The sequence below is a fragment of the Mitsuokella apri genome (assembly GCF_051886055.1).
GTDB lineage: Bacteria > Bacillota > Negativicutes > Selenomonadales > Selenomonadaceae > Mitsuokella.
In genome coordinates, this window is sequence record NZ_JBJEXT010000030.1 from 15,284 (window position 1) to 37,974 (window position 22,691).

At 54.1% G+C, this 22,691-nt stretch carries 20 protein-coding genes; 3 read left to right on the top strand and 17 right to left on the bottom strand.

The features are described from left to right. Nucleotides 1–9 precede the first annotated feature (9 nt). The 14 genes from ACI4OH_RS03685 to ACI4OH_RS03750 all read right to left on the bottom strand — a co-directional run bounded on the left by ACI4OH_RS03685 (nt 10) and on the right by ACI4OH_RS03750 (nt 14,182). Nucleotides 10–1,140, bottom strand: a complete 1,131-nt coding sequence (locus ACI4OH_RS03685) for a glycosyltransferase (protein WP_435721531.1) — start codon at nt 1,138–1,140, stop codon at nt 10–12. Then, a complete protein-coding gene (locus tag ACI4OH_RS03690) occupies nt 1,140–1,898 on the bottom strand; it encodes a glycosyltransferase family 2 protein (protein ID WP_295712942.1) in 759 nt (252 codons plus the stop codon). Before ACI4OH_RS03690 ends, ACI4OH_RS03685 begins: the two co-directional genes overlap by 1 nt. An 11-nt stretch (nt 1,899–1,909) precedes the next feature. Further along, complete coding sequence (locus tag ACI4OH_RS03695; protein WP_439784203.1) at nt 1,910–2,809, bottom strand: VirK/YbjX family protein; 900 nt, start codon at nt 2,807–2,809, stop codon at nt 1,910–1,912. A gap of 124 nt (nt 2,810–2,933) precedes the next feature. Then, nucleotides 2,934–3,446: a D-glycero-alpha-D-manno-heptose-1,7-bisphosphate 7-phosphatase gene (locus ACI4OH_RS03700; protein WP_432648177.1), complete on the bottom strand. Its 513-nt coding sequence runs from the start codon at nt 3,444–3,446 to the stop codon at nt 2,934–2,936. Then, nucleotides 3,436–4,422, bottom strand: coding sequence for an ADP-glyceromanno-heptose 6-epimerase (gene rfaD, locus ACI4OH_RS03705; RefSeq protein WP_435721537.1), 987 nt, complete (start codon nt 4,420–4,422; stop codon nt 3,436–3,438). The genes ACI4OH_RS03700 and rfaD overlap by 11 nt, the downstream gene beginning before the upstream one ends. Nucleotides 4,423–4,464: 42 nt before the next feature. Then, on the bottom strand, nt 4,465–5,457 hold the full coding sequence (gene rfaE1 / locus ACI4OH_RS03710; RefSeq protein ID WP_435721538.1) for a D-glycero-beta-D-manno-heptose-7-phosphate kinase: 993 nt from the start codon (nt 5,455–5,457) through the stop codon (nt 4,465–4,467). A gap of 43 nt (nt 5,458–5,500) precedes the next feature. Next, nucleotides 5,501–6,628, bottom strand: a complete 1,128-nt coding sequence (locus ACI4OH_RS03715) for a glycosyltransferase family 9 protein (protein ID WP_439784204.1) — start codon at nt 6,626–6,628, stop codon at nt 5,501–5,503. 12 nt (nt 6,629–6,640) lie between these two features. Further along, nucleotides 6,641–7,684, bottom strand: a complete 1,044-nt coding sequence (waaC, locus tag ACI4OH_RS03720) for a lipopolysaccharide heptosyltransferase I (RefSeq protein ID WP_439784205.1) — start codon at nt 7,682–7,684, stop codon at nt 6,641–6,643. A gap of 5 nt (nt 7,685–7,689) precedes the next feature. Continuing rightward, nucleotides 7,690–8,157, bottom strand: a complete 468-nt coding sequence (gene rfaE2, locus ACI4OH_RS03725) for a D-glycero-beta-D-manno-heptose 1-phosphate adenylyltransferase (RefSeq protein WP_435721541.1) — start codon at nt 8,155–8,157, stop codon at nt 7,690–7,692. Then, nucleotides 8,138–9,136, bottom strand: a complete 999-nt coding sequence (locus tag ACI4OH_RS03730; protein ID WP_439784210.1) for a bifunctional heptose 7-phosphate kinase/heptose 1-phosphate adenyltransferase — start codon at nt 9,134–9,136, stop codon at nt 8,138–8,140. Before ACI4OH_RS03730 ends, rfaE2 begins: the two co-directional genes overlap by 20 nt. A gap of 102 nt (nt 9,137–9,238) precedes the next feature. Next, nucleotides 9,239–10,777 (bottom strand): LPS-assembly protein LptD, encoded by a 1,539-nt coding sequence (locus ACI4OH_RS03735; RefSeq protein ID WP_432648091.1) that lies wholly within the window; start codon nt 10,775–10,777, stop codon nt 9,239–9,241. A 95-nt stretch (nt 10,778–10,872) separates the two neighbouring features. Next, a complete protein-coding gene (gene larE / locus ACI4OH_RS03740; RefSeq protein ID WP_432648090.1) occupies nt 10,873–11,712 on the bottom strand; it encodes an ATP-dependent sacrificial sulfur transferase LarE in 840 nt (279 codons plus the stop codon). Between the two features lie 49 nt (nt 11,713–11,761). Then, the gene (locus ACI4OH_RS03745; protein WP_439784206.1) at nt 11,762–13,678 is read right to left on the bottom strand and encodes a fructose-1,6-bisphosphatase; all 1,917 of its coding nucleotides are present in this window, start codon (nt 13,676–13,678) and stop codon (nt 11,762–11,764) included. Between the two features lie 42 nt (nt 13,679–13,720). Next, a complete protein-coding gene (locus ACI4OH_RS03750; RefSeq protein ID WP_439784207.1) occupies nt 13,721–14,182 on the bottom strand; it encodes a metal-dependent hydrolase in 462 nt (153 codons plus the stop codon). A 186-nt stretch (nt 14,183–14,368) separates the two neighbouring features. On the opposite strand from ACI4OH_RS03750, the gene ACI4OH_RS03755 reads away from it, so the two are divergent. After that, nucleotides 14,369–15,469 carry a hypothetical protein gene (locus ACI4OH_RS03755; RefSeq protein WP_432648199.1) on the top strand — a complete coding sequence of 367 codons (1,101 nt, stop codon included), beginning with the start codon at nt 14,369–14,371 and terminating at the stop codon, nt 15,467–15,469. Nucleotides 15,470–15,772: 303 nt separating this feature from the next. On the opposite strand, the gene ACI4OH_RS03760 is transcribed toward ACI4OH_RS03755, so the two are convergent. From ACI4OH_RS03760 to ACI4OH_RS03770, 3 genes are read right to left on the bottom strand one after another with little or no spacing between them, the layout of a single operon-like run. Beyond that, the gene (locus ACI4OH_RS03760; RefSeq protein WP_439784208.1) at nt 15,773–18,817 is read right to left on the bottom strand and encodes an efflux RND transporter permease subunit; all 3,045 of its coding nucleotides are present in this window, start codon (nt 18,815–18,817) and stop codon (nt 15,773–15,775) included. Beyond that, nucleotides 18,814–19,896 (bottom strand): efflux RND transporter periplasmic adaptor subunit, encoded by a 1,083-nt coding sequence (locus ACI4OH_RS03765; protein WP_435721553.1) that lies wholly within the window; start codon nt 19,894–19,896, stop codon nt 18,814–18,816. The genes ACI4OH_RS03760 and ACI4OH_RS03765 overlap by 4 nt, the downstream gene beginning before the upstream one ends. Beyond that, nucleotides 19,883–20,377, bottom strand: coding sequence for a MarR family winged helix-turn-helix transcriptional regulator (locus ACI4OH_RS03770; RefSeq protein WP_432647711.1), 495 nt, complete (start codon nt 20,375–20,377; stop codon nt 19,883–19,885). The genes ACI4OH_RS03765 and ACI4OH_RS03770 overlap by 14 nt, the downstream gene beginning before the upstream one ends. A 252-nt stretch (nt 20,378–20,629) precedes the next feature. On the opposite strand from ACI4OH_RS03770, the gene ACI4OH_RS03775 reads away from it, so the two are divergent. Both ACI4OH_RS03775 and ACI4OH_RS03780 read left to right on the top strand, forming a co-directional pair. After that, nucleotides 20,630–21,475, top strand: a complete 846-nt coding sequence (locus tag ACI4OH_RS03775; protein ID WP_432647712.1) for a menaquinone biosynthetic enzyme MqnA/MqnD family protein — start codon at nt 20,630–20,632, stop codon at nt 21,473–21,475. A gap of 32 nt (nt 21,476–21,507) precedes the next feature. Beyond that, nucleotides 21,508–22,629, top strand: a complete 1,122-nt coding sequence (locus ACI4OH_RS03780) for a glycoside hydrolase family 3 N-terminal domain-containing protein (protein WP_435721554.1) — start codon at nt 21,508–21,510, stop codon at nt 22,627–22,629. Nucleotides 22,630–22,691 lie beyond the last annotated feature (62 nt).

Here is a 22,691-nt window from a genome sequence, read left to right on the forward strand (position 1 = left end):
GATTAAAAATCAGGATAAAAGACTTCGTAAAAATGACTCTGTGCTGAAATCCTGATTGATTCTTTGCAGCTCTTTTTCGTAAGTCGGCAGCATCTTTTTATAGTCATGCAAAAATTCATATAGCTGTTTCGACAAATGTGTTAAATCTTTTAAATCGACCTCTTTACCCACTCGATATTCTTTCAAAATCTCGGGATTCAATACATCTGTTGCTAAGACCGGTTTATACAGGGCAAAAGCATTAAAATATACGGCACTCCAATTGTAAAGATAACGTGTATTGCTATACGGAAGGAATAAAACATCTACACTCTGCAACAGATCATACCAATCTTTTCCGTAGACCTTATGCTTAATAAAATGCACAGATGATTCTTTATCATATTTGGCCATGATACCTTCGATATCCTGACGATCCTCTGCGCTTGTAGGAGCTGCCTGTATAACAAGCTCAGCCTTCCGGTCAAGGTGACATTGTAAAAAGGCCTGAATAATGCCATCCACGTCTTTTTCGCCTTTGCGGTAATGCCCAAAGAAGCCAATGCGAATTGGCTCTTTATACGAAAGCACCGGATTGACTTTTATTCCTTCCGGCAACAAAACTGGCGGCTTTATCAGTTCCACATTGAGAACATTATCATTCTTAAAATCATTACGGAGTGTCGTTACTTTTAATTTGATATTTTTATAGCTTTGACATTTACGAGCCTGCTCTAAAAATTTCGGTTTCTCCTGAGGATTTACTCCCAAGAATATAAAAATAACAGGAATCGGGCTGTCCTTCAGCCGACTCTTATGCAAAGACCGCAGATATCGATATGTCGCTGTTGTCAGCATGATGGCATCCACATCATGGGCACAGGCTTTTTCATAAGCAGAGTTGAACCAGTTAACGCGTCTGCGCTCTCGTTGGATTGACAGCCATATCTTCTTTAATTTTCCTGCTCCCTCATAATCGACAATCTGTCCGCCTTTCATATATTCAATCGGAATCTTGAAGTCGACAGGCAGGGTACTGTTTTCAGGCAAAAACAGTACCGGTTCATGCCCCTGCTTTTTAAGTTCGTTGATAATCAGACGGTCAAATTCTTGTTCAAACCCGCCAGACGTCTTTACTGTCTCTAAGATGGCTACACGCATTACTTTTTACCGTTCCTTTGCAATTCATACAGTTTGAGATATTTGAGCATTGTGTAAAAAAAATGATTGAAGCACATATAGGTTCCCATCCAGCCATCAAGAAAACCAGCTCTCACGACAAACATTTTGAAGAAGCCGCCTATGCTGTGTATAAAAATACCACTTAAGGAAATTTTCTTTCCGCCTTTATAGGCATCTTCTGCCCAAATTGTCGTATAGCGGCATAACTTTCCTTCCCAATGCTGCCAGCTTTTATAGGTATAATGCTCAATATGACCAGATAAATTTTTCACAGGCAATGAGCATTCCGGATGCTCATGAACTTTATGTACCCATTTTACTTGGGTCCTAGGAAACATGCGTGCAACATGATCTGGTTTCAAAACGCCATGATTGAACTTCGTACCAAATGCCACCGATTTTCTTTCCATAGAATACTGATATTTCATGTCCTCCGAATGGATAATCTTATTGACATTTTCTACTAATTCGTCATTCAAGCGTTCATCAGCATCAAGATACAGCACCCAGTCGGCTTTCGTCTGTTCCAAAGCAAAATTCCGTTGCGCAGAAAAGTCGTCAGTCCATGCACGAAAGCTGACTTTTGCACCGTGCTCTTTCGCCAGTTCTACCGTGCGGTCCGTACTGCCCGAGTCAATGATGATAACTTCATCCGTACACTTCTTGGCATTTTCTACAACAGAAACAATATTATCTTCTTCATTCCGAGTCAGGATTAAAATCGCCAGTGAGCTCATATTTCCCTCATTTATTTCATCAGTAATTTGACTTTCTCCGCAATCGACGCGTCGACTTCGTCGAGCAGGGCGTAGCGTTTGCGGTAGTTCGCGCGTTTGCGCGTGGGAACTTCTTCCATGGTTTTGCGGTATTCCGTCATGGGCAGTTCGTAGAAGCGCTGGTCGGCGCAGGGACGGCCGCCCAACTCCTTCCAGAAATCGCTGAAGCTCGTCTTGAGCTTGCGGTCGCGGCGAATGTGATTGTTCGCATAGTAGCCGTAGTTCGTGACGGCATAGATATGCTTAAGGCCAAGGGCTTTCGCAACTTCCTGCGTCGCGTGCAGGATGAAGTTTTTCGTGCGGTAGGCATGGCAGCGCTTCGTGACTTTTTTGACAACATCTTTCGCGTTTTCCATATTCGGTCCCTGCATCGCACCGATCCAAAGGGCCCATTCACCGGCCTTATTCGGCGCAATCCAGAACATCATCTGGTAAAGGTCATTTTCATCGAGGCGCAGAACGACGGACAAAATGCCTTCCTTGCGCTGTCCCGGATGATAGAAAAGTTCAAAACGCAGATGACCGATATCATCCTTGCTTTCCCAAAGCAGATAGCGCTGTCTTGCGTAGATTCCCAGTAAAACATCTTTTTTCAGATGTTTCGCCAGATACTCCATATGCTGCTCGACCAGTCTGGCCCGTTCGTCAAAGGTCGATTTGTTGTAGAAAAACGCTCTCGTCGGCTGTTCGTAGACAAAAGGATATTCCTCCGCAATCTGGCGCAGGAGCTCATCTTTCGTAAAAAACTGGTGCAGTCTGTTCATGCGGCCTGCATTCAGGAGACAGCGAGCAACAAAGACCACCATTCTTCGAGCTTCACGCGGGTTTTCTGTATTGTAAATCTTTTTTCCTAACTTGATATAGTCCAGCATGCAATCGATCCTTTAATATCTCTGCAGGAAAAATCCTGCTTATCTTTTCTTTTTTAATTCTACTCTATCCGTCCCAGAATGGCAAACAAAAAGCCCCATCTTTTGATGAGGCTAGCAAATTTATTTACATTTTGTCAGTTATTATGTTTTTTACCAACAGTTCCCGCAGGCTGCCGCCCTCATACCGCAGGCCCTTGAGCCCCGCGTTTTTGGCGCAGAGCATGTCGGCTTCGCTGTCGCCGACGAAGTAGGACTTTGTGCGGTCGATGCCGAAACGCGCACAGGCTTTGTCGATGAGGCCGGTCGCGGGTTTGCGGCAGGTGCAGATTTTGCGGTATGCGGGGAGCTTGGCTTCGGGATGATGCGGGCAGTAGTAGAGGGCGTCGAGGTGGGCGCCGATTTTCCTGAGTTCCGCGTTCATCCAGTCGTAGACGCGTTTGACGTCGCTTTCGGGGTAAAAGCCGCGGGCAACGCCGCTCTGATTTGTCACGAGGATGGCGAGGAAGCCATGGTCGTTGACGTACTTGATGGCCTCTTTCGCCCCATCGATCCAGATGAAGTCCTCGGGACGGTGCAGGTAGTGGATGTCGACGTTTAAGGTGCCGTCGCGGTCGAAGAATACGGCCTTATTTTCCATATTCGTAGTAACCGCCGTTGTCGAGGAACGTCACATACTCCTTGACGGCCTCTTCCATGTCGGTGAAGCCCTGGTCGTAACCGGCTGCCAAGAGGTGCGTCGGGTCGGACTCCGTGAAGTTCTGATATTTGCCCTTGAGGACTTCCGGGAAGTCGCGGAAGGCAATTTCACCCTTGCCCATGGCCTTGATGACGGCCTGCGCAACTTCGATGTAGCTGTGGGCATGGCCCGTGCCGCAGTTGTAGATGCCCGAAGGACCGTGGTTCTCCCAGAACCAGAGGTTGACTTTAACGACGTCCTTGACGTAGACGAAATCGCGGCGCTGCTCGCCGTCTTTGACCGGCGTGCCGTTGATGTCGCCCCAGCCGCGGAAGAGATGTGCCTTGCCCGTCTCGTTGATCTGGTTGTAGAGCTGATAGAAGATGGAAGCCATCTTGCCCTTGTGGTGTTCCTGCGGTCCGTAGACGTTGAAGTACTTGAGGCCGACAATCTGGCTGTGGGCCTCGGGCATGACCTGACGGACGTAGCGGTCAAAGGCGAGCTTGGAAAAAGCGTACGGATTCAGCGCATCTTCGCACTCATCACCCTCGCGGAAGCCGTGTCTGCCGCTGCCGTACGTCGAAGCGGACGAAGCGTACATGAACGGAATGCGGTGCTGCAGGCAGAAATGCAGCAGCGACTTCGAGTATTCGTAGTTCGTGCGCATCATGAAGTTGACATCATACTCCATCGTGTCGGAGCAGGCACCTTCGTGGAAGACGGCGTCAATGTCCGTGCCGTCGAAGTCGTCGTCCTCGATGGACTGAAGGAAATCATCCTTGTACTGGTAGTCGATGAACTGCAGGCCGCGCAAATTTTTGTAGTTCGAACCGTCCTTGAGGTCATCGACAATGAGGATGTCCGTACGGCCGCGGCGATTGAGTTCCTTGACAATGTTGCTGCCGATAAAACCGGCACCACCCGTTACGATAATCATGAGAAATTCCTCCCTGTATCTATAAGAGTCTGTGTTTTGACTTTATTCCTTGCTTTCGCCTTTGAGCACTTTCATGAGCTCTTCGCGGCTGACGGCGTACGTGCCGAGTTTGGCAACGACGACGCTCGCGGCGAGGTTGGCCATGTAGGCGCTGTCAGCAGGGCTCATGCCGCCCGCGAGGCCCATGGCGAAGACGGCGATGACCGTATCGCCGGCACCGGAGACATCGAAGACCTCCTGTGCCTTGGTCGGGATATGGACGATCTCGTCATCGCGGACAAGGGACAGGCCCTCTTCGGAGCGCGTGACGATGATGTTGCGGATTTTGAACTTGCGCATGACGTAATGCGCGGCTTTCTCGACGGCCTTGTCCTCGTTGCGGATGGGCTCTAAAAGCACCTGATTGATTTCCTTGAGGTTTGGCGTAATGTAGTCCGCATGGGCATATTTTGTCCAGTTGGCCCCTTTCGGGTCTACGACGACCGGCACGCCGTGGGCGTGGCAGGCATCGATGATCTTATGGCAGTTTTCCTCGGTGCAGGAGCCTTTGCCATAGTCGGAAATGATCACGCAGTCGAGGCTTTCATTGAGCTTCTGATTGATGTAATTGAGGAAGCGGTCGGCGTAAGGCCCCGTAATTGGTGCGGATTCCTCGAAGTCGAGGCGCATCATTTGCTGATGGCCGCCAATGACACGCAGTTTCGTCGTCGTCGGACGGTCGGTCGTGATGAGGCCATGATAGTCGATGCCCCTGGCCGTGAATTTGTCGAGCAGGCTCTGGCAGTGGTAGTCATCGCCGACAAAGCCCGTGATGCTCGTCTCGCAGCCGAGGAGCGCGAGGTTGTGCGCGACGTTGGCAGCACCGCCCAAGGTCTCTTTCGTGTCGAGCACATGCGTGATGGGCACCGGCGCCTCCGGCGAGATGCGCGTGACTTCGCCGTAATAGTATTTATCGAGCATGACGTCGCCGACGACGAGAATCTTGCAGCGCGATGTGCGCTGGGCGACAAAATCATAAAGCTTTTCCTTATCCATTCTACACCTCTCTGCATCTAAACCCCTAAAACCTCAAAAGCCTTTAGAGCTCAATGACGCGGCATTTGTAATCGCCTATGTGCTCGGGCAGCTTGTACGCGGGCTCCGCATGATAGGCCGCTAAAAGTTCCTCTGCATACTTCATGACGACATCTACTGGGATATTCTTCATGCAGGCCATGTTTTCCTTCCCCGTGCGCGGACATTCGTGGATGCCGCACGGATGGCATTTTTCGGGTGTCTTGATGAGGACGTCCTTGCCGTCGTAGGGATAGAAGGTCGGCACGGGGCTCGCGCCGAACATCGTGACAATCGGAACGTTCATGGCCACGCCGACATGCATGGGGCCGGAGTCCGTCGTGAGGAACAGGCAGCAGCGCCGCAAAAGGCCCGCGAGGATGATCAGGCTGACCTTGCCCGTAAAGACGTGGACCTTCGGGCTTTCCTTCTCCTGCATCTGCGCGATGCATTTTTCGACAATCGGCACATCGGTCGGACCGCCGAAAAACGCGATTTCATAGCCCTCGCGGATGAAGCGGTCGGCGCATTCGGCAAAGTACGAATCGAGCCAGCGCTTTGTCAGCCAGCTCGCGCCGATGTTGAAGGCGATGACCTTGGCTTCAGGCGAAAATTCTTTCTGCCAGATTTTTTCCGACTTGACTTCGTCTTCAGGCGGCAGCCACATCTCGAGGCCGCGGTCGTCGATTTTCGTGCAGCCGGCAGCTTCCTGCAGGACCTTAAGATGGCAGGTCACCTGATGCATGACAAGTTCTTTTGGCGTGTCGGCCATGGCACGGTTCGGCATGACCTTGTCGAAAAAGCGCTTGAAGCCCGGCTGCGAGTAGCCGACGATGCGCCTGCCGCCCGAAAAAGCCGCGATGGCCGAGGCCCTTTCATTGCGGTGGAAGTTGATGACGAGGTCAAAATGACGGCTGCGGATTTTTTTGATAAAGCGCAGCAGGGCGAAAAAGCCTTTATCCTTGCCGTGTTTGTCGATGAGGATGCATTCATCGATGTTTTTGTTGCAGCGCACGAGGTCGCCTAAAGGCTTGTCCGTCAAGAGGGCGATATGGGCCTCGGGGTAATTCGTGCGCAGGGTGCGCAGGGCCGGCGTCACGAGCATGAGGTCGCCGATATGCATCGTGTTGATGACGAGGATGTTCTGATACATGAATTTTCCTTCTTATATATTGGCTGTGTCAAGCGAGAGCAGTTTGCAAAGTTTCGCCTCGACCGCCTCGGGCTGGATGATGGCCATGCAGTCATGGCCGAGCGGGCAGGCGCGCTTCATGCACTCGCGGCAGTCGCGGTCCACGACAAGCAGATTGTCCATCTGACCGTAAGGACCGGTGCGTCTCGGATAGGTCGGGCCCATCAGCATGATGGTCGGGGTCTTGAGCCCGACGGCGAGGTGTGTCGGGCCCGTGTCGCCGCCGACGACGGCCGCGGCCTGCTGGAAAAGATAGGCAAGTTGCTTAAAATTGAGTTTGCCGACGAGATTGATGGGCGGAATGTCCATCTTCGCCATGATTTCCGCGGCCTTCTGCGATTCGACCGGGCCGCTGCCGACGAGCACCGGGATGATTTTTTTATCGTAGAGCCAGTCGCCGAGGGCCGCAAAATGGCCGTCGGGCCAGCATTTTGTCGGCCAGCTGGCGCCGACAACGCAGACGACATAGGGATTTTCCATATTGGCCCCGGCCTGCGCGAAAATCTGGCGCGTCAGACGCTGCTCCTTTTCCGGCACTGTAAGCGGCAGGCGCACGTCCTTGACCTTGCAGCCGATGGCGCGCGCCGTGTCGAGGTAGCGTTCAATGACATGGTCGTGCACGTGCTCGCCGACGACGAGTTTTGAAACGTACTTGCTGCCCTCGCGCATATTCCACATGCCGAATTTCATGCCCTTCGGGGCCTTGGCGAGCGAAGCGACAGCGGCCGACTTGAAAAGCCCCTGCAGGTCGAGCACAACATCGTAGTCGCGCTCTTGAATTTTTCTGCGCAACGGGCCGAAGTTTTTGAGGAAGCCGCCGAAATGGCGGAATTCCTTTTTATGAAAGACGATGATTTCGTCGATGCAGGAGTCCATGGCTACGATGTCATAGGCAGGAGGCTCGACGACCCACGTCAGATGAGCGTCAGGATACGTCTCTTTGATGGCGTAGCTCACGGGCAGGGCATGAATGACGTCGCCGATGGAGCTCATCTTGACGACCAGAATGTTTTTCATACCCATCACCCTTCCTGCTTGATTTTCTCGATAATATTCGTAGTCGAGCGGCCCTCGACCATGTTGACGAATTCGACGCGGCCGCCGTAACTCTGGACGATTTTGGCTTCGGGCAGGGTATCGAGCGTGTAGTCGCCGCCCTTGACGTAGACGTCGGGGCGGACTTTTGCGATGATCGTCTCGGCCGTCTTTTCGCCAAACAGCACGACGTAATCGACGGACTTCAGGGCACCGACGACTTCGGCGCGGTCGAGTTCGCCGTTAATCGGGCGCGTCGGACCCTTGTTCGTGCGGACCGAATCGTCCGTATTGAGTCCGAGCACAAGGCAGTCGCCGAAAGAACGCGCCTTATTCAAATAGCGCACATGGCCGGCGTGCAGGATGTCAAAGCAGCCGTTCGTAAAGACGATTTTCTGCCCTGCACGGTGCAGGATTTCGCAGAGTTTCTCGATATCATTTGGTGCAACCAGCATGTTCTTCCCTCTCTTTGCCTTGCAGAATTTCTACGGTCTTTTTGAGTTCCGCGGCCGAAACGGTGCTCGTGCCGAGCTTGCGCACGGCGATGCCGCTCGCGATATTGCTGAGCCTTGCGGCCATGTCCGGCCTTACGCCAGCAGCGAGGGCTAAGATAACCGTGGCCACGCAGGTATCGCCGGCACCCGAGACATCGAAGACCTCACTCTTATCGGAAACGGGGATATTATGAATGGAGCCATTCCGCTCGACGAGGACCATGCCGAGTTCGCCGCGCGTCACGAGCACGCCGTCGGCATCGAGCTTTTCGCGGAGCTCTTCGCCGGCCTCGCAGATTTCCTCGGTCGAGTGCAGTCTGCGTCCGACGGCAGAGGCGAGCTCCGCGTCATTCTGCTTGACATAGCCGATGCCATGGAAACGGCCGACATCGTAGCGCGAATCGACGATGCTCGGCAAATCATGCTCGCGGCAGTACGAAATCAGCAGGTCCTGCAGGCCTTCCGTGACCGTGCCCGAACCGTAATCGCTGATGACCACGCCCTCAATCTGCGGCAGGACGGAGCGGATATAATCATGCAGGGCCGTTTCAAAGGAAAGGCCCATGGGCTCTTTGCTCTCCTTGTCGATGCGCACAATCTGCTGGCTGACCGTCGCGCGGCCGCCCGCGATGATGCGCGTCTTGGAAATGGTCGGACGCGAAGCATCTTCCAGCATGCCTTCGATATGCGCGCCATTCGCGGCGAGGATTTTCTTCAGGCCCCTCGCGCTGCTGTCATCGCCCAAAAGTCCGACGGCAAAGACCTCGCCGCCGAGTGTCGCGATGTTGTTGACGACATTGGCCGCGCCGCCCGCGACGATTTTCTCACCGGCCTGCTCCAACACGAGCACCGGTGCCTCGCGCGAAATGCGCGAAATGCGGCCATCGAGGTAAATATCCGCGACCATATCACCAATGACGAGGATTTTTCGGCCCTGCATCTGTTCAATCACAGAATCCAGCTCCTGCTGCAATGCCTTCACCCTTTCCCTTTTTTTCCTATATACTATATACCGATATATTTCCTATCCACATTTTAGCTGTTACATAGGCAGGAAACGCCATTTTACCTTCCACGTCTTGTCGCGGCCTTCGTAATGCAGGATGACCTGCGAGCAGTGCATGTCGTGGAACCAGTAGTAATCGAGCTTGCGCCACGAATTGTCTTCCAAATCGTATTTGGAGCCAAAGGCCACACGGTTGTTCTCGTCAAGGCGGTAGCTGAAGCCCGCTTCGAATTTGCGCGAGTAACTGTCGTTGTCGTAGTCGAAAGGCGAGACCTCGGTCGTGTTCTTCTGGTAGCGGTAAGCACCGTAGCCCGACCAGCGGTCATCGAAGTCCTTGATGGTGACGATATCGTAGTTGAAGCCACTGTACTTCGAATCATTGTACGACTCATGCGTGACTTCGTAGCTCGTGCTGAGGTACAGGCGCCAGCCGTCAAAGACAATCGGGTCGTAGCTCAGGCCAAAGGCGTATTTATTATGCGTACTTTCGACTTCATTCTGCTTCCAGCGGCCATACTCGCCGTTGATGCCGTAATGGAAATGCGTATTGCCGAGGCGGTGATTGTGGCCCCAGAGCAGAGACGGCTCTTTCTTGATCCAGTTGTCGTCGCTGTCGTCGTAGTAGCCGTAGGTCACGCGCGCGTAGTTGCCGGCATTGCCCCAGCCGACATTGAATTCATTGCGCCAGTCCTTTTTCGTCGTATACATGATTTTGGCATTGGCATCGACATTCTTGGCCAAAGGCTTGTTGAGATTCTCGCGAATCCAGATGCCGTTCGTCTTATCGTAGCCGACGCGCGGGAACCAGTCCGAGACGGTATTATCCTTTTTGAGGTCGACTTCATAGCGCGACTTCGACAAAAACGTATTGCCCTTGATTTTGAACTGGACATTGTGCATGACCATCTTGTCGTTCGGGTAAATTTCGATTTTGCGCGCAAAAAGGTTGTAATCCGGATGGATGGCACTGCACTTCGTCTTCGTGCCGTCGTAGATGATGATCTTGTCCGGATAGAACTCGAATTTTTTGCCCGTCATGTAATTGTCGGCAACTTTGCCCTTGGCATTTTCCATCGAGCCCGTCTTCATCTTGTAATTGTAGTTCGTCTCAAAGCCGTCGAGCATGACCTCGGTCTGGCCCGGCGTGAACTGCAGGACATGGCCCTTGCCCGGAATGTGAATGCGCTCTTCGATGGTATTGCCGTCAATATTCTCGCCTTCAAAGCGGTGCTCATCGAGCTGCGTGACCTTGACCTTGCCCTTGGCCGTGAAATCACCCGTGGCCTGATTCCACGTCAAATCGTCACCCTCAAACGACACCGGCGCTGCCTTTGTCGGGTCGAGCGGATAGCGCAGATGCTTGGCCATCTCGGCCGTATCGGCCTTGAGCTGCTGCTTCTCGGGATTCGGTTTATTCGAGCGCGCTGCGCGGTGCTCGTTCTCGAGGTAATCGAGCAGGCCGAGGCTTGTATCGGAATCGGACTGATAGGTCTTAGCACTGGCCGTCCCCGCCGCGATTGGCAGGACCAGGGCCGTGACCATCAGGCCTGATAAAATCTTTTTTGTTGATTTCATCCAAAAAAATCTCCATTCTATGCATAAAAACGGTCTATGCGGAATAAAAAACTGCTACCCTTTATAGTACATCATCGCCGCCATGAGCGCAAATCTTATACATCCTGTTTGAGGGTCTCATTGAGACTGCCCGTGCGGTAGCCCAAAAGGTCAAGGGCCGTGTAGGCAAAGCCGAGTGTGCGGAAATAGGCGGCCGTCTTTTCGCGCAGGCTTTCATCGAGCATGCGCGGAATGTCCGACGGCAGAAGCTCAATGCGCGCGATATTTCCATGCGCGCGCACGCGCAGCTGCCGAAAGCCCTTATCCATGAGGAATTCTTCGGCAAGGTTCACGCGCTCAAGGCCTTTAGGCGTCAATTCCGTGCCATACGGAAAGCGCGAGGCCAGGCAGGCAAACGACGGCTTGTTCCAGGTCGGAAGCTTCAGGATGTGCGAGAGGTCGCGGATATCCTGCTTGTGCATGCCAGCCTCGTGCAGCGGGCTGAGGATGCCGAGTTCTCTTAAGGCACGATGGCCCGGACGGTAATCCCCGTCATCATCGAGATTTGAGCCGTCGACGACATAGGCAAGACCTTTGGCAGCCGCGACTTCCTTCATATGGGAAAAGAGCGCGTACTTGCAGTAATAGCAGCGGTCCTCCGGATTTTCTTTGACATGCGGCACCGTGAGAATGGGAAACGGCACAACATGGTGTTCGATGCCCTCTTTTTTGCAGAACGCTTTGGCATCGTCGACATCGCGCTGCGGCACAAAGTCCGACGCTGCCGTAAAGGCCACGGCTTTTTCTCCGAGCGTATCGTGTGCGGCCTTGACGAGAAACGTCGAATCGACGCCGCTCGAAAACGCCACGGCCACGCTGCCGAGATTTTGCAGAGCGGCCTGCAGCTTCGCGTATTTTTCGGCTAAAGGAGAAGGAATCGAGGTTTTCGTAAACATGGGAGTCACCTTTCAAAAAGATACCTAAGAAAATCTAAGGAAGCAAAAATTAATCACGCGGTTTTAAGAGGCCGTTCTGATAGGCCAGAAGCAAATTGTAGAGGTCCGTGATTTCATCCTGGATGGCACGGCCCTGGTCCGTATCACCCACGGTATTGTGGCAGGACTGCAGCTCGATGGTCTCCGAGACGGATTCAATGTCATGGTTGGCCTTGAGCGCTTCGCGGACATCGGCAATTCTCTGGTGCTGCAGAAGGCGCAGGCCGCGGGAATTGGAAATGAGCGTGTAGCCTGAAATGCCCGTCTTTTTATGATAGGCACGGCAGAAGCCGCCGTCGATGATGATGGCCCTGCCCTCTGCCTTTACAGGCGTCTCGCCTTTTTTGACCTTGACCGGCACATGGCCGTTGATGATGTGGCCGCGCTTCGGGTCGAGTCCGAATTCCTTGAGGACCTGCTCACAGCAGGACACCGTGTCGATATAGCGGTAATACGGGTCCGAGGGCTCTTTCCACGTGCTCTCATCAGGAATCAGCGCGCGTTCAAAGGTCTTGAACTCACGGCCCGATGTCGGCGAAAGCCTGCCGCACCAGAGGAAGTACATGAAATCGAGGGATGACTGCGTGCCGTGCAGCCAGGCCTCGCGCGCCTTTTTCTCGCAGAAATCAAACCAGCTGCGGCCGCGGTATTCTTTGCCGTCGAAGCAGATGGTGCGGAACGTGCCGTCTTCATTCAGGGGCACGCAGCCGTGGAACAGCAGATTGCCATTGAAGCAGGTGTAGAGATTGCCCTTTTGATAGAGGTAATCGACATGGCGGTGCAGCACCGTGCTCTCGAGGAAATACGAGCGCAGGTCGGCGATGATTTCCTTTTCGGCATTGGTCAGCTCGTAAACATCATCACTCGCCTCGTCAATCGTCGGGAAGTAGGCACTTTCGAGCTCATAGCGCTTGCCGTCGCCGAGGGTCGCATACGAAGAACGGAAGTCGATGTGGTCTAAGAGTCTCCTGCTCTGCATCTGGAAATCCGGATTGCGCGCGATGAGCTGCCCCTCAAGCTTGAACATCATCATCGTGATGGCGCGTTCCGCGGCCTTCAGCGGCGCTTCATCGGGATAAATATGCGAGGCAAAGGTCGTGAGCGGGCGCAGGCTGATGCCATAGCCGCGTTCCAATACGTCCGTGTTGTGGTAGCGCAGGGAATTGCGCACGACCGTCGCGATGCAGGCCTCGCTGCCGAGGGCCGCCCCCATCCAGAGGACGTCGTGATTGCCCCATTGGATATCAACAGAGGGATGCTTCATCAAGAGATTGAGGATGGCATCGGGCCGGTTGCCGCGGTCGAAAAAGTCGCCGACGATGTGCAGCCGGTCGACAGCGAGCCGCTTGATGAGGACCGTGAACGCTTCGATGAAATCCGCGCCGCTGTCAATCTGCACAATGGTATTCAGGAGTTTCTTCAAATAAATGAACTGTGCCTGGTCCGCTTCGGGCCGCGTGTTCATGAGTTCGACAATGACCGAGGCATAGCGGTGCGGAATAAAGCCGCTGACCTTCGAAGCCGGATATTTGTAGCTCATGAGTTTGACGAGCTCTAAGAGCCTGCTGAGATTCTCACGGTACCACGCAGGCGTCGCGCGCCTTTCCGTCTTCATCTGGTCGATTTTTTCCTTCGGATAGTAAATCAGCGTGCAAAACTCCGCTTTTTCCTCCTCCGTCAGCCGCGCACCGAAGACGTAATCGACTTTTTCGCGGATGACGCCGGAACAGTTGTTGAGAATGTGAAAAAACGAAGCGTACTCGCCGTGCAGATCGCTCATGAAATGCTCAATGCCTTTTGGCAAAGAGAGATACGACTGCAGATAAATGAGTTTCTCGTAAACGGATTCCTTGGTCGGGTATTTTTCTGCCATAAGGCGCAGAACCTTGCTGATTTTCTGGTTATTGCTGCGATAATCCGTCGTCATCCTGATAACTCCTTCCCTGATACCTGACTGTGCTCAAAAAATTTACTGCAAAAAAGAAAAATGCGTGCGCAGGCCGTAGCAGAGCAGCACGGCTGCAATCGTAAAGAGGTATTCCGTGACAGAGCCAACCTTGAAGAGCCGGATGCCGACTTTATGATAGGGCGTCAAAAGCGGCACTTTGCCGCAGACGGCATCCTCGGCAATATGTAAGAGCGTCCCGATGCAGATATAAATGCCGATGGTCACAAGGTCCCCCGTGGGCAGCGAAGTCAGCTGCGCGTCTTCAAAATGGCTCAAGAAAAAAATGAGACCGAGATAAAGAAGCGGCCAGTGCGACCAGCCGCGGTGACGGCTGCGCCAGCTCCAATAATTTCCCGCACGCGGACTGCCCTCGACTTTATCCGGAAAAATTGCCCCGGCCATGCTGTAGATGGTCAGCAGCATATCATCCGTCGCCGCGTAGACAATGACCCCCGTCAGAACCTGATGGTCAACCCATTTCATAAAAAGAAAATCCCCCACAACACATAAACGTACAAACGTACAAACACACGCACACGCTTCTATTTTCTATTTTAACAGATATCCTGGTAAAAACCTATGAAGTTCGGCGATTTTTTGGACTCACATGGAGGACTATAGTATAATGAAAGAGATACGATACTACGACAGAAAAAGGGAACTACATAAATGGACGATTATACTTGGAAAAAAACGATACGCAGACGCCGCATCAAAAGGCGCAGACAGGCCCTGCTCTTTCTGATTATACTGATCATCGCCGCTGCAGCAGGCCTGATCTGGCATAATTACACGCAGGAGCGTTCGCCTAAATACGCGCTGGAACAGGCCGCAGCAGCCGTGAACAAAAAAGATGCCGATACGTTCCGCCGCTACGTCAATCTCGACCTCGTGACCTCGCGCGCCTATGACGACCTCACGGCCGACCTCTTCAACTACGACGCGACTTTGACGGCCACGAGCAAGTCGGCTTATGAAAAATTCTACATCACCATCAAGCCGCAGCTCACGAGCGGCACGCAGGATACGATTTTGAGCCGTGTGACTTCCGGCGAATGGAAGCTCCCGGATGGCACGGATATCTTAAAAGGCCGTCAGCTCGGCATTGACTATGAACGCTTCCTCGAAAGAAGCCAGATGCGCAATACGTCCTTTGTCAGCATTGGCAAGATCACGCGCGACGGCACGACGGCCACGGCCGAAATCAACATCAAGGATGACTGGACCCAGGCGCCGTTCACGCTCGAAGTGGCCATGGAGCAGGCCAATGACGGCCACTGGCAGGTCACGTACATCAAAAATTACCGCGCTTACCTCGATGCCATCACACCGCTGCATAACGAGGATATCGCCAAATACATCGACGCGACAAAAGGCATCGTCGCTTCCTACAATCAAAAGCTCGCTGCCTATAAACTGCGTTTCGACAGTCTCAGCAAATCTTCCTCCGGAAGCTTCACTGCGGAACAGAAGAACAGCCTCAAAGCCCTGATTGAGCAGGAGGTCGTCCCGACCCTGCAGGCCCGCCAGCAGGAGCTCGATGCTGTCGAGGTGCCCGCCGGTGCCCGCTACCTTGCCGACCAGCGCAAACAAGCCACGGACCTGACGCTCGAAGCCTGGCAGCATTTCCTCAAGGGCCTCGCAACCGACGACCCCGATGAGTTCGCACAGGCTGAGACCTGCAACAAACAGGAACTCGCCGTGGACCTGCGCGTCGACGACATTATCCGCCATACGGCCGTCAGCCGCAATATACCAAATCTTCCCTGACAAATATCGCGCAATAAAAAACCACCGTTCTCTCTGGAACGATGGTTTTTTTCATAGAACGATAAAGCAAATTGGTAGGAATGAACTAGGCTGGGGGCATATATTTCGCCTGCAGGAGCGCAGTGACCGCCCGCAGGGCCAAGGCCTAAGGAAAGCCTTTCTACATTCTACGATGTAGGAACGCCGTGGCAGACGGCGAAGCCCCTTCGTATGCAAAAATCAGCATAGGCCTTGTTTTAACGGAGCGCCGAAGCCGAAATATATGCCCCCAGCCCTTTCTCAAGCCCACCTCGTTTTGTTTTTTCAATCTTTATGGATTTTATACATCGCTACGTACATAGTCGGCAGAACTAAAAGTGTCAGGACCGTCGCTACTAAAAGTCCGCTGGCAATGGCCACGGCCATGGGGCCCCAGAAAGAGCTGGCCATGAGGGGCAGCATGCCGAGGATGGCGGCAGCGGCCGTCAGCATGATGGGACGGAAGCGCAGCACGGCCGAATCGACGACGGCATCCCACGGTTTTTCGCCCTCGGCCAGATGTTTCTGGATCTGGTCGATGAGGATGACCGAGTTGCGGATGATCATGCCGGAAAGCGCGAGTACGCCGAGGATGGCGACAAAGCCCATGGCTTTATCGAGCAGCAGCATGCCGGCCGTCACGCCGATGATGCCGAGCGGGGCCGTCAGGATGGTCAGCACCATATCCTTGAAGCTCCTGAGCTGGAACATCAAAAGCGTCATAATGAGGAAGATCATGACAGGAATCGGCTTGACGAGGAAGCCGACGGACTTGTCACTGTCTTCGAGCGTGCCGGCTTCTTCAATCGAGCAGCCGAGCGGCAGATCATCGCGCAGCTCCTTCGTCGCCTCATAGGCCTTGGCCGTCGCATCGTTGGCCGTGCCCGAGTGAACATCGGCACTGACGGTCACAGTCGGCATGAGGTCGTAACGTTTAATCAGGCCGTCTTCGGCATCGTAGGAAATTTTGGCAACCTGCCCGAGCGTCACATAGCCGGCCGAACCAAGGTAGATAGGCAGATTTTCAAGCTCTGCGAGGTTTTGGCGGTCAACAGAGGCCAGGCGCAGGTCGATGTCAATCGTGCGGTCGCCCGTATAGAATTCCGCGGCTTTCGCGCCGGTGATTTCCGTATAGAGCGTCTGCGATACGGCCTGACTCGTCACGCCCATGGAACGCAGCTTGTCCTGGTCGAGCTCGAGGTGCACGACTTTGCTCTTTTCGCCCCAGTCCGTCTGGATGTTGTAATTATTCGGGTCCTTGGCGAGGATATCCTTGACCTCGGCGGCCGTTTTCTTGGCCTGTTCGACCGTATAGCCAGAAACGCGCAGCATGACCGGATGGTCGGCAGGCGGTCCCGTCTGGATGAACTGGATATTGCCGCTGACATCGGAGAATTCCCCGTCAAAGGCATCCTGCAGCTCTTTCGCGAGTTCTTCGCGCGCTTTCGTGTCCTTGGCCACGATGACAAACTGTGAACAGTTGTCAGCCGAGGCTTTCGGGTCGACGGTCAGTACAAAGCGCGGCGCGTACTGGCCGACATAATACGAGTAGTTTTCAAGCTTGTCCTGACGTTCCTGCAGAAAATCCGACATGCGGTCGCAGACTTCCTGCGAAGCCGCCATCGAAGAGCCCTCCGGCAGTTTGAGTTCGACGAGAATCTCCGGCCTCAAAGACGGCGGGAAGAATTCCTGCTTGATGAATTTCATCATGAAGAGCGAAACCGCAAAAACGCAGACCGTCGCCACCAGCACAATTTTGCGGTGCGTCAGGAAGAGATTTAAAAGTTTGCGGAAATACGTATAAAAGCGGCTCTGGTACGGGTCAATCTTGCCGTCGGCATCTTTTTTGACCTCGACGCGGATGAGATAATAGCCGTAAAGCGGCGCAACCATGACCGAAACAATCCACGAGAGCAGCAGGGCCGTCGCGATGACAGGGAATAAGGCACTGCAGAATTCACTGGCCATGCCCTTCGCAAAAGCGACGGGGATAAAGCCGCAGCAGGTAATCAATGTGCCTGTGAGCATCGGCTTGGCCGTAGCCCGGAAGGCATAGCAGGCCGCATCGAAGCGGTTCAGGCCCATTTCGAGCTTGACGCTCATCATCTCAACGGCGATGATAGCATCGTCGACGAGCAGGCCGAGTGCGATAATCAAAGAGCCCAGCGAGACCTTGTGCAAATCGATGCCAAAGGCGTACATGACGACAAAGACGCCGCAGAGCACGAGCGGGATGCAGCCCGCGACGACAAGGCCCGTGCGGAAGCCCAGAGACAGGAAGCTCACGGCGAGGACAATGACGATGGCCTCAAACAGAGTCTTGACGAAGTCGTGAATGGATTCGTTGACCACACTCGGCTGGTCGGAGACCTGATGAATCTCAAGGCCGACCGGCATATCCTGCTGAATCTTGCCAATCAGCGACTTGAGGTCATCGCCGAGTTTCAGGATATTGCCGCCATCTTCCATCGAAACGGCGATGCCGATGGCCGGTTCGCCGTTGAAGTACATCTTCGGCTCGGCCGGTTCTTCATAGCGGCGTTCGACTTTGGCGATATCGCCGAGGCGCAGCACTCTGCCGCCCGCGTTAATCGGCATCTGACGGATGGCGTCGACATCGTCGAACTGGCCCGAGACGCGCACATAAACATTATCCGTCTGTGTCTCGACCATGCCCGTGGCCGTCATGTCATTTTGCTGTGCCAAAGCACTTGTGATGACCTGCGGACTGATGCCGAGTTCCGCGAGCTTGGCGCGGTCCATCTCGATGTAAACTTTTTCCTTCTGCTCGCCGATGAGCTCGACTTTCTGCACGCTCGGGACATTTAAGAGCAGCCGGCGCGTCTTTTCGGCCTGCTGGCGCATTTCTTCGTACGAATAGCCATCGCCTGTCACCGCGTAGACGGAACCGTAGACATCATCGAAACGGTCGTCGTAATACGGGCCGTAGACGCCCTCCGGCAGATTGACTTTTTCATCCTCACAGAGATTGCGCACGTCCTTCCAGGTATCGCGTACTTTGGCCTTGTCGACCTCGTCGCTGAGTTCGACATAAATGACGGTCTGGCCGTCGCGCGTCTCGCTCTTGATATTGTCGAGGCCGCGCGTATCCTGCAGCTTTTTCTCGAGCTTGTCCGTGACCTGTTCCTGCATTTCCTGTGCCGTGGCTCCCGGCCACGCCGCCGAAATGACCATTTGGCGAATCGTAAACTGCGGATCTTCCATGCGGCCTAATTTATTGTAGGCAAAAATGCCGCCAATCGCCGTGACGATGATGAAATACCAGACGAGCACGCGGTTCTTCAGCGAAATTTCGGTTAAATTTCTCATGAATCCGCCCCCGTCCTCACAGTCTCCCCTTCATGAAGTTTATGAACACCGGCCGTGACAACCGTGTCTGTGGCGTCGAGGCCATGTACGAGCACGGTATTGTCGCCGAAGTTCTCGACCGTGACGGGTCTGAGTTCGACGGTACTGTCATCCGTGACGACCCAGACCTGCGGCGTATCGCCCGTCTGATAAATGGCCGAAAGCGGCAGCACAGCTCCTGAAGAGCTCGTGCCGTCTGCATGGGCGATGGCGACGCTGGCCGTCATGCCAAGCTCCATGCCCTCCGGCGGGTTGGGGATAGAGACGCGCACGCGGTAGGTCCTTGAGGTGCTGTCCGCCATCGGTGAAACCTCGCGGACCGTGCCATCGACGGTCTGTGATAGAGCCCAGAACGACACTTTTACGGGCGTGCCGACGGCCACATCCTGAATGCGGTTTTCCGGCACGGCAATCTCGACTTCGAGTTCATCCGTCTGCACGAGCGTCATGACGGTCTGCCCGGCTGCCACGACCTGCCCTTCCTCGGCATTGATTTTCGAGATAACGCCATCGGCACCGGCGACGAGATTCGTATAACCGAGGGCGTTATGCCCCTGTGCGGCCTGCGCCAGAGCCTGCTGATACGTCGCAAAAGCCGCGTCGTAATTGGCCTGATACTGGTCGAGCACCGAGGCTGCCACGGCATCCTGACTGTAGAGTTCGCTGTAGCGCGCGAGATTCCGCTGGGCAAGGTCCATCTGGGCGCGTGCCTGCGCGACCTGCGCGTCGCCGGCATTGGCCTGCTGCACAACATCCTTAGCGTTGATGACCATCAGCGTATCCCCGGCGCTGACGCGGCTGCCCTCCTGCACATTGCGCGAGAGAATCTGGCCGCCGACCTGGAACGAGAGATTCGTCTCATAGCGGCCGCGCACGGTGCCCGAATACGTCCCCGTATCGGTCTCGGAGCCGCTGCCGGCCTGCTGTGTCTTGACGAGTGGCGCTTTTTCCGTTGTCTGGGCCTTCTGCCCGCAGCCGGCAGCCGCAGAGGTCATGAGGAGCAGCGCCATCACGAATGCCAATCCCTTATTTCGTTTCATCGGGCTCCCCTCCTGCAGCCTCTTTTTCCGGTATATCCTTCGCGAGTTTGTAAATATCGGCCTGGCAGGCGCGTTCGACAAGATGGTCAATGCCCTTGACAATGATTTCCACATCCTGCGGCTCCATATCCTCCACGAGATAATCGACCCAGCGCTTGATGACATTGCGCAGATACGCGTGCTGCTCCTTGCCAAAATCCGTCAGATAGACATGTTTTGCCCTCTTGTCGCGCGTGTCCTGCTCGCGGTAAACGAGTCCCTTCTGTTCGAGCATATTCATCGTGCGCGTCACGACGGCCTTATCGAGATAAAGCATCGCGGCCAGTTCATCCTGCCTTGCGCCCTCATGGTCGTAGATGCGCAGCAGCATGACATATTCCGAATACGTCAGATGCAGCTTTTCACAGGCCTCCACGACAAAAATCTGCGAACGGCGGTATAAAATCGAAAACCAGCGGCCAATGTTGATGTATTCATCCATTTGTATCCCCTCCAGCGATGAAGAAAATCTCATGTGAAAAAATGATTTCTTTTGACTAATTTGAACAAAATAAGTTGATTTTATCAAACAAAATTTTACCATATTTCACAAAAATGTCAATTCCTGCCGCTTTTTGCGAACAAACTCTCTAAATTTAGCGGCAAAATACGGTATACATGAGGAACGTCATGTATTTTCGAGGGCACAGCGTGTATAATGAGAGAGACAACGAAAGAAAAAGGGGGATATTTTATGACCTGTCCAAGAGTCGGACACATCAATTTCCTGAACGTACTGCCGCTCACCTGGAGCTATGCCCACGGGGCTGCCGAAGGACTTCATCTGACGCGCGGCGTGCCTGCAGAGCTCAACAGCGATATCGTCAATCACCGCCTCGATGTCAGCAACGTCTCGTCCATCATCTACGCGCGCCACAGCGAAGAACTCGTCGTGCTGCCGGACGTCTGCGTTTCCACGGATGGCGATGTCGAGAGCATCCTGCTCGCCTCACGCAAGCCGATCGAATCGCTCAAAGATGACAAGATCATCCTGACGGCCAAGTCGGCCACGTCTCACTGCCTGCTCAAAATCATCCTGCGCCTCGCCTACGGCGCCATCCCGAATTATTACGTCCGCCATATCACACCGGAAGACCCGATTCCTGAGGATGCCACGGCTTCGCTGCTCATCGGCGACGACGCGCTCTGGCTCTACCATCATCCGCGCGAAGGCTTCTATTATTATGACCTCGGCCTCGAATGGAAGAAAATGACGGGCCAGAAAATGGTCTATGCCCTCTGGGTCGCCAGCCGCCGTTTTGCGGAAAATCACCCGGAAGACCTGCAGCTCGTTTACGACCGCATCCACAACGCCTTCCTCTCTGCCCATGAGCATAAAGATGCCGCCATTCGCGAGATTCTGCCGAAGAAAAAGGCCTTCACTTACGAACAGCTCGACGAATACCTCGGCCCCATCATCCGCTGGAATCTCACGGACGAATACCTCGAAGGCCTCAAGACCTTCTATTCACTGGCTCACAAGATGAACCTCATCGACCATGTGCCGGAAATCGAGTTTGCCAAAGTCCAGCGCAGTTAAAGCATGAAAAATAGAAGAAGATGAGGATTGATATGATGAAATGGAAAAAAAGTCTGGCCCTGCTGACCGCAGCACTCTGCTTCCTGAGCCTTGGCTGCGGCAGCAGTGCCCAGCAGTCCGCCGCTCCTAAAGAAAAAACGCTTGACGAGCAGGTCGATGAAATCGTCGATTCGATGACGACAACCGAAAAAGTCGGCCAGATGGTCATGATTGGCATTCAGGGCACGGAAGTCAGCGATGACAGCCTCTACATGCTGCATCAATATCATATGGGCGGCGTCATCCTGTTTGACCGCAATATGAAATCGGCCGAGCAGACGCAGAAGCTCATTTCGGACCTGCAGGGACAGGCCGAACAAAAAGTACCGCTCTTCATCGGCGTCGATGAAGAGGGCGGTCCTGTCGTGCGCGGCAAAGATTTTATCAAGCCGCCGGCGTCCGAGCAGGCCATCGGCCAGACGGGCAAAGTCCCGAGGGCTGAAGAATCCGCGCGCCAGACCGGCGAACAGCTCAAAAAGCTCGGCTTCAATGTCAACTTTGCCCCAGTCGCCGATGTCGGCAATTACGAACGCTCCTTCAGTCCCGATGCAGAGCAGGCGGCAAAATTTGTCCAAGCCGCCACGCAGGGCTATGAAGAGGCGCATATGATGTACGCCCTCAAGCACTTCCCCGGCATCGGCCGCGGCACGGTCGATTCGCATGACGACATTTCCGCCATTAACGCCTCAAAAGAGGACCTCTTGGCCAAAGATATCGTGCCGTTCAAGAGCATCATCGAAGAGCGCCAGCCCGAGGATTATTTCATCCTCGTCTCGCACCTCAAATACCCGGCCCTCGATGCTCAGAATCCCGCGAGCCTCTCCAAGGCCATCCAGACGGATTTTCTGCGCGGCGAGCTCGGCTATCACGGGCTCATCATCACCGATGACGTCGAGATGGGCGCTTTAGCCAAGCATTACAGCTTCCGCGAACTCGGCGTGCGCGCTGTTGAAGCCGGTTCCGACATCGTGCTCGTCTGCCACGAATACCCGCATGAGACGGACGTCTACCTCGGCCTGCTCGATGCCGTCAACGACGGCACGATTCCGATGGAACGCATCAATGAATCCGTACACCGCATCGTCAAGGCCAAACTGCTGCATACAAAATCCTGATTCCCGCAAAGCTGCATAAAAAAGCTCCGGCTGCCAGATAACGGCAGACCGGAGCTTTTTGC